The sequence below is a fragment of the Rhodococcus sp. CX genome (genome assembly GCF_015865005.1).
GTDB lineage: Bacteria > Actinomycetota > Actinomycetes > Mycobacteriales > Mycobacteriaceae > Rhodococcus.
In genome coordinates, this window is the sequence record NZ_JADZGH010000059.1 from 1 (window position 1) to 1,545 (window position 1,545).

Below are 1,545 nucleotides of genomic sequence, written 5' to 3' on the forward strand. Positions count from 1 at the left end.
CTGCTCGGCGTGTCAGGCCAACCCGGATCCACCGTTATTCAGACAGTCCCACATAGAGCGCGTCGGGCCGCTCGACCCGGAAGTTCCGGTCGACCAGATCCGGAGGCCGCGATGCCGACGCATCCGGCACGGTGGTGCGGACCTTCTTCGCCCGGGTGGCACCACGCCACCCGTTCACGCGCATGAGCCGTTCCACGGTGCAGCGGGCCACCTCGATGCCCTGACGCTGCAGGTGGGCCCACATCTTCAGCGACCCGTACAGCGACTCGGGTTTGCGTCTGCCGTGTTCGTCCCGCTCGACGTAGTACGAGGCCAGCACCGCGGTGACGGTGGCGTCCCACAATGCGCGCTTGGACAGCGGGCGCGCCCGCCAGGCGTAGAAGGTTCTCGGGGCGATCGCGGCGCCGTGCTCGGTGAGCACGCGGCAGATCGGTGCGACCCCGAATTCCTCGCGGTGTTCGGCGATGAATCGGCAGATCACGTGCGTGGCGGGTCGCACTCCCGCGCGAAGAAAGACGTTGCAGCCTTGAGTATTTCGATGGTCTTCTCGAGCTCGGCGTTCTTGCGACGCAACGCCCGGATCTCCGCATCCGCCTCGGCAGCGGTCGAGGCGGTCTCGCCCGCATCGGCGGCGGCCTCGGCCTTGCGGACCCACACCCGGACCGTTTCGGTCTTCAGCGACATCCGTTCGGCGATCGTGCGGATTGCCTCGTACTCCGAGGCGTAGTCACCACGGTGCTCGAGGACCAGGCGCACGGCCTTCTCCCGTACCTCGGCTGGATAGACATTCGGCATAAGGTTCACCTTCCCAAGAAAGAAGGTGTGCATCAAACACGGGACGATTCACATGCAGCTTGACGCCGTGCCGTGCCCCGTCCGGCGTCACCACTGGTGGTCACAGGTTCCACAGTCCCAGCAGCGTGGCACGTAGGTCGGGGAGATGACGCGGTGGTCGTGGTGCAGGCAGGGATTGGGGTGCCCATGCTCGGCGAGGGCACGCGCGGCGTCGGCTACGGAGAGGCGGGTCGAGGTCGGTGCGGGCGCGCAGCCGGTAGGCGATGGTGTGACGGGTGTGGGGGATGCGGATCGGGCGGGTGTCCACGACTGCGAGCGGATGAAGGCGCACGTTGTCGTCACTGATCCGCCGGATTCGGTAGCGCGTGTCCGGCCTGCTCGAGCCAAGTGCGGTTGCACCAACGGGTCTCGTCTTTCGTTGGTGGGGGTGTAGTCGTTGACGTGCTGCAGGAACATGCGGCGCACGAGGGAGGGCAGGAAGTTGTGGTCGATGCGGGTGCGGGTGCAGATCCCGGCCAGTGGTACGACGCGCCCGACCTGCCGGATGCTGATGACGCTGGCGAGGGCGGTTTCGTCGGTGAGGGTGGAGTTGTGGGGCGCTTGGCGGGGTCGACGATCACCCGGTCTGGGGGTGATGGTCAGGCCGGTGTGCAGGTTGGGTGTGGACAGCACCTGCATCCCGGCGGCGAGGAATCGGGCGAGGGCGGTGGGGGAGGTGGCGTGTGCGCGGGGCATGCTTGGTCGCAAGGC

2 pseudogenes and 1 other annotated feature are annotated in these 1,545 nt (G+C 67.3%); both pseudogenes read right to left on the reverse strand.

The features are described 5' to 3' along the window. Positions 1-49: 49 nt before the first annotated feature. Positions 50-795 (reverse strand): annotated as a pseudogene (locus tag I0Q12_RS32095) (IS3 family transposase); the annotation flags it as partial. Then, positions 389-520, reverse strand: a sequence feature (AL1L pseudoknot). (Overlaps the previous pseudogene by 132 nt.) A gap of 87 nt (positions 796-882) precedes the next feature. Next, positions 883-1,545 (reverse strand): annotated as a pseudogene (locus I0Q12_RS05920) (hypothetical protein); the annotation flags it as partial.